A 4,857-nucleotide genomic window follows, 5' to 3' on the forward strand; every position below is an offset into this window, starting at 1 on the left:
GACGGTCGTGTCCCGCGAGACGGCCGGTGGCGCCACGGCGGTCGTCACCGTCGGCGCGATCCGGGCGGGCACGGTCGCCAACATCATCCCGGACGAGGCCGAGCTGCTGCTGAGCGTGCGCACGTACGACCCCAGGGTGCGGGAGCGCGCGCTGGCCGCGATCGACCGCATCGTGCGCGGTGAGGCGGCCACCTCCGGTGCCCCGCGAGAGCCGGAGATCACCGCGATGAACGCGTACCCGGCCGTGGTCAACGACGCGGACGCCGTCACCCGCACCCGTGTCGCCCTCGCGGGTGTCGTCACCGACGCGCGGGTGGTCGACCCCGGTCCGGTCACGGGCAGCGAGGACGTCGGCGTCTTCGCCACCGCCGCCGGTGCGCCGCTGGTCTACTGGCTGCTCGGCGGCGCGGACCCGGCCGCCTTCGCGGGCGCCACCACCTTCGAGGACCTCGCCGCGGTCGCGGCGGAATTGCCGTCCAACCACTCGCCGCTGTTCGCCCCGGTCGTCACCCCGACCCTGGACGTCGGCGTCGCGGCCCTCGCCGCCGCCGCGAAGAGCTGGCTCCCCGCCTCCTGACGGGGAGCGGCCACCCGCCGGACGAGCGCCGACACCGGGAGTTGGTCGGACGTTGGTCCGTCGTTGGCGCGCTCGGCTCCACTGCGCTCGGAAGGATTCCGAGCAGGGGGAGACACGTCCGTGGGAACGCGAAGGCCGCACACCGGGTCGCCGCACACCGGGTTATCGCACACCGGGTTACCGCACACCGGGGGGCGCGTGGCGGGGGAGTGGTGGCGACGATGACCGACCAGTGGACCGGGGCGGGCATCTTCGAGAGCTACGCCGGTTTCGTCAAGACGATCGAGGGCGACGCGCAGAGCGAGACCGAACGCGTCCTCGACATCACCTTCGGCGCGATCGACGTGGTCGCCTCGACCGTCGCGCTGGCGGTCGACCCGATCGGCACGCTGCTGGCGGCCGGCATCGGGTGGCTGATCGAGCACGTCAGCTTCCTGCGCGAGCCGCTGGACATGCTGATGGGCGACCGCGACGCGATCCAGGCGCACATCGAGCTGGTCAAGGCCGACGCCAAGCAGATCCGCGACCAGGCCGCGGCGCACAAGGACGCGATGGCGAAGTTCACCGGCTGGGAGGGCAAGGCGGGCGAGGCGTTCAAGAAGAGCATGGACCGGCTCGGCGGCGAGCTGGACGCGCTGGCCGAGACGGTGGACGGCACGGCGCGCGTCACCGCGGTGACCGGCACGCTGATCATCATCCTGCGCGACATCGTGCGCGACCTGATCGCCGGCCTGCTGGCGCAGCTCGTCAAGGGCGCGCTGATCGCGGCGGCCGCCGCCGTGTTCACCTTCGGCGCCTCCATCGTCGGCTTCATCGGGTACGCGGTCGGCAGCGCCACCGCGCTCGCGGTGCAGATCGGCGCGCGGATCGCGAAGCTGATCGCGGCACTGGGCAGGCAGGCCGCGCGGCTGGGCAAGCTGGGCGGCTCGATGAGCTCGCTGGGCAAGGGCTTCGAGCGGTTCGGTGACGTCGGCGGCATCACGCACGAGGGCGTCAAGGCCGGTGGCGGTTACGGCGACTTCTACGACGAGAAGAAGGCCGGCGGCGGTCAGCCGGTCCAGAAGCAGGCCGTCTGATGGCCCGCACCGGAGGAGGGGGCGGCAGCTCGACGCCGCCGCCCGGCGGTTCCACGCCGCCACCCGGCAGCCCGGACAGCACGACCAGCACCACCAGCAACCCGTTCAGCGACAAGTACGAGGCCAGCCCGCCGCCGTCGCCGACGAACCCGTTCTCGGACTTCTACGCCGTGGGCGACAACGGCAGCGCGATGAGCCTGGACAACCTGGACTGGGCGGCGCAGACCCTGGACACCACGAGCCACGGCCTCACCACCATCGGCCAGAACATCGGGTCGCACCAGGCCACGCCGGACGTCTACGGCGCGTTCGGCAGCATGATCGCGTCACCGCTGAACGGGACCATCAGCCAGGGCGCGAACACCACCAAGGCCGCCGCGGACGCCGCCGCCAACGCCGCGAAGAAGGTCCGCGAGTCCGCCGAGACGATGCGCACGACCGACGGCGACATCACGGACAACCTGAACGGCATCGGCCAGGACAACAACGTCTACGGCGGCCCGGCCGGCGGTGGCAACGGCGGCCAGAACAACGGTGGAGGCCAGAACAACGGCGGCCAGAACAACGGCGGCGACCCACCCCGCGACAACGGCCCCCACGACAACGGCCCGGACGACACCAGCAGCACGGACAGCAGCACGGACGGCACCGGCCAGGGCAACACCCTGCCGCCGCCGCCCAACATCACCGCGATGCCGAACCCGGACAACCGACCGCTCGGTGACCGGATGCAGGACATCGGGCAGCAGCTCGGCCTGAACCACGACGTCGCCGGGGTCGTCGTGCCCACCGGCAACCGGCCGGACGGTCGCCCGTACACCCTCGACACGCCGGTCATGGACCTGCCGCCGGAGAACCTGCACGGCCTCACCCCCGAGCAGCGGCAGATGACGCTGGGTCAGCTGATGGGCCTCCCGCCCGAGCTGATGGCCGACCCGGACTTCGCGGGCAGCCCGGCCAAGGACATGCTCGACATGCAGGGCGGTGGCGGTTACAACGTCAACGACAACCTGCTCATGCTGGACGACAAGCACAACAACAACGAGACGCTGCTGCACGAGGTCGGCCACGCGCGGCAGAACGAGTTCGGCTTCAACGACCACAACTCGCAGCGGACGTTGCTGGAGTACCAGAACGTCCTGGTCAACGAGAACGCCCACCACGGCGCGAACGGCGAGCCGCCGCGGCTGGACTACCAGCTGCGACCGGGCGGGGTCGCGCCGACCGACTGGAACGGCCTGCGCGACTACGTCCAGGGCGGCACGGTCACCGTCAACGGGCAGCAGCTCACGATGAACCCCGCACTCCGCGACCAGAGCGCCGCCCTGCTCGACCAGATCGAGCGGCTGACCGGTCCCGGCGGACCGTACGCGGCCAACGGGGACCAGGTGCGCGACAACCTGATCAAGGAGTTCTTCGCCAAGGAGAAGGAGATGCGGCGGTAGTGCCCGCGCCGGCCCTCGTCCGCGTCACCCGCGGCCGGGGGCCGGGCTGCGCATCAGGATCAGGTCGCCGTGCCCGCCGTACCCGAGCACCGGTTCGGCGTACTGCGTGCCGTCGAACGTGATCAGCCACCACTCGCGGCCGACGGGGAACAGCACCGGGTGCGGGATGTTGGTGCCGTAGGGCGCGTCGAGGGTGCCGAGCTTGCGCATCGACCGGTCGTACACCGGGTACTGCCGGGCGTCGCCGTCGCTGGCGAACACGTACCACTCGCGGCCGACCCGCTGGATGATCGTGCCCTCGGTCTGGTCCACCGAGGTGTCCGCGCCGACCAGCCGCGTCCGGGTGTAGACCGCGCCGGGCGCGCCGACGGCGAGCGCCGGGTGGAAGACGAACGCGGGCTGCTGCGCCTCGCTCTCCACGAACGCCAGGTGCCAGCGGTTGTCGATCCGGGTCAGCGAGGGGTCCCAGGAGCTGACGGCGGTCGGCAGCGGCAGCCGCTCGGTGCGCAGGACGTGCACGCCGCGCAGGACGTTCGCCGTGGTCGTGGTGTGCCGGACGTGCACGCCCTGGAACGCGAAGTCGCCCCACGAGCTCATCAGCAGGATGAACCGGCCGGTGCGGTCGTCGTGCACGATCTGCCCGGCGTGGTCGCCCAGCACGACGCCGTCGCGCTCGAAGAACAGGACCGCGACCTGCTCCAGCCGGGACGGGTCGGCCAGGTCGAGCGTCCACACCGCCCAGTGCGCCTGCTGGAAGAAGCCCAACCCGGCGTTGGTCATGGTCAGGTACAGCTTGCCGTCGCGGATGAACGGCCTGCCGTCGGCGTGCTGCACGAGGTGCGGGTCGCGGACGCCGGCCTGGCCGAAGTAGCCCGCCTGGACCCGGCCGAGCCGCACGTCGTCGCCGCGACCGCCGTAGGCGTAGTCGAGGCCGCCCAGGACTGCGGGCACCCGAAGGTCGACCAGCGCGCGCACGCCGTCCCGCTCGGTCAGCACCGGCTGCCAGCCGGTGCCCGTGCCGGTGGTGTCGACCAGGACCGTGACCGCGTTCTCGTTGACCACCACGGCGAACCGGAACGCGCCGCTCACCCGCACGTCGGCGGACTTCACCACGGTGGTCGTGCCGCCGGTGGTCACCTCGATCGTGGCCCGACCGGCGGTCGCGTCGAGCGTGCCGAGCACGGACGTCGTCGCGCCCGCCAACCCGGCCACCACCACGCCCTCGGCTCGCTGCACCTCCACCAGCACCGACCCGAACGGGGCACGGGGGCGCACGCCCGTGCGGACCACCGTGGAGGCGGCCGTGGGCGGTGCGATCGCGCTGTCGTACTGCACGAACCGCGGCGCGAGCAGGTCGAACGGGCGGTGCTTGTGCGTCACCGCGAAGTGCAGGTCGAACGGAGTCGTGGATGGTTGACCCATCGCGGGCACGTTACCGAACAGCGCCGACAACGCCCCGACGGCGCCCGCCGCCCCGGCGTGCCGCAGCAGCGTGCGCCGATCCACGTCCCGTGCCGCCATCGGACCTCCTCGGACTCCCGCCGGTGTTCGTCCACCCCGTGTTACAGGCAGGTGTGCGGGAGTGTCCAGGGGCTGTTCGGTTCAGGCGGCTCCTCCTCGACCGGTCGAGTTCGGACCTTCGTCAGGCGCTCACGGCAGCAGCACGAGCTTGCCGCGTGCGTGTCCCGAGGCGCTGACCCGGTGCGCCTCGGCGGCGTCGGCCAACGGGAACGTGGCGGCCACGGTGGTCACCAGCCCG

The 4,857-nt window shown here is 72.0% G+C and carries 5 protein-coding genes; 3 read left to right on the forward strand and 2 right to left on the reverse strand.

Annotated elements, in window-relative coordinates; translation table 11 throughout:
- From AB0G02_RS28230 to AB0G02_RS28240, 3 genes are all read left to right on the forward strand, one after another.
- Positions 1–577: peptidase dimerization domain-containing protein (locus AB0G02_RS28230; RefSeq protein ID WP_360799561.1), on the forward strand; the 577-nt coding region annotated here is incomplete at its 5' end.
- A 221-nt stretch (positions 578–798) separates the two neighbouring features.
- On the forward strand, positions 799–1,653 hold the full coding sequence (locus tag AB0G02_RS28235; protein WP_360799564.1) for a hypothetical protein: 855 nt from the start codon (positions 799–801) through the stop codon (positions 1,651–1,653).
- Positions 1,653–3,098: a hypothetical protein gene (locus AB0G02_RS28240; protein ID WP_360799567.1), complete on the forward strand. Its 1,446-nt coding sequence runs from the start codon at positions 1,653–1,655 to the stop codon at positions 3,096–3,098. The genes AB0G02_RS28235 and AB0G02_RS28240 overlap by 1 nt, the downstream gene beginning before the upstream one ends.
- Positions 3,099–3,122: 24 nt before the next feature.
- Here AB0G02_RS28240 and AB0G02_RS28245 read toward each other — a convergent pair whose 3' ends face one another.
- Positions 3,123–4,619 carry a hypothetical protein gene (locus tag AB0G02_RS28245; protein ID WP_360799570.1) on the reverse strand — a complete coding sequence of 499 codons (1,497 nt, stop codon included), beginning with the start codon at positions 4,617–4,619 and terminating at the stop codon, positions 3,123–3,125.
- A gap of 129 nt (positions 4,620–4,748) precedes the next feature.
- On the reverse strand, positions 4,749–4,857 hold a 109-nt coding region (locus tag AB0G02_RS28250), incomplete at its 5' end, for a zinc-binding dehydrogenase (RefSeq protein WP_360799573.1).

This window comes from Actinosynnema sp. NPDC023658 (assembly GCF_040639995.1).
Taxonomy (GTDB): Bacteria; Actinomycetota; Actinomycetes; order Mycobacteriales; family Pseudonocardiaceae; genus Actinosynnema.

Bases quoted from the DNA above. Each gene is read 5' to 3' on its own strand.
- AB0G02_RS28235 (WP_360799564.1), top strand. From the start codon at position 799: ATGACCGACCAGTGGACCGGGGCGGGCATCTTCGAGAGCTACGCCGGT.
- AB0G02_RS28240 (WP_360799567.1), top strand. From the start codon at position 1,653: ATGGCCCGCACCGGAGGAGGGGGCGGCAGCTCGACGCCGCCGCCCGGC.
- AB0G02_RS28245 (WP_360799570.1), bottom strand. From the start codon at position 4,619: ATGGCGGCACGGGACGTGGATCGGCGCACGCTGCTGCGGCACGCCGGG.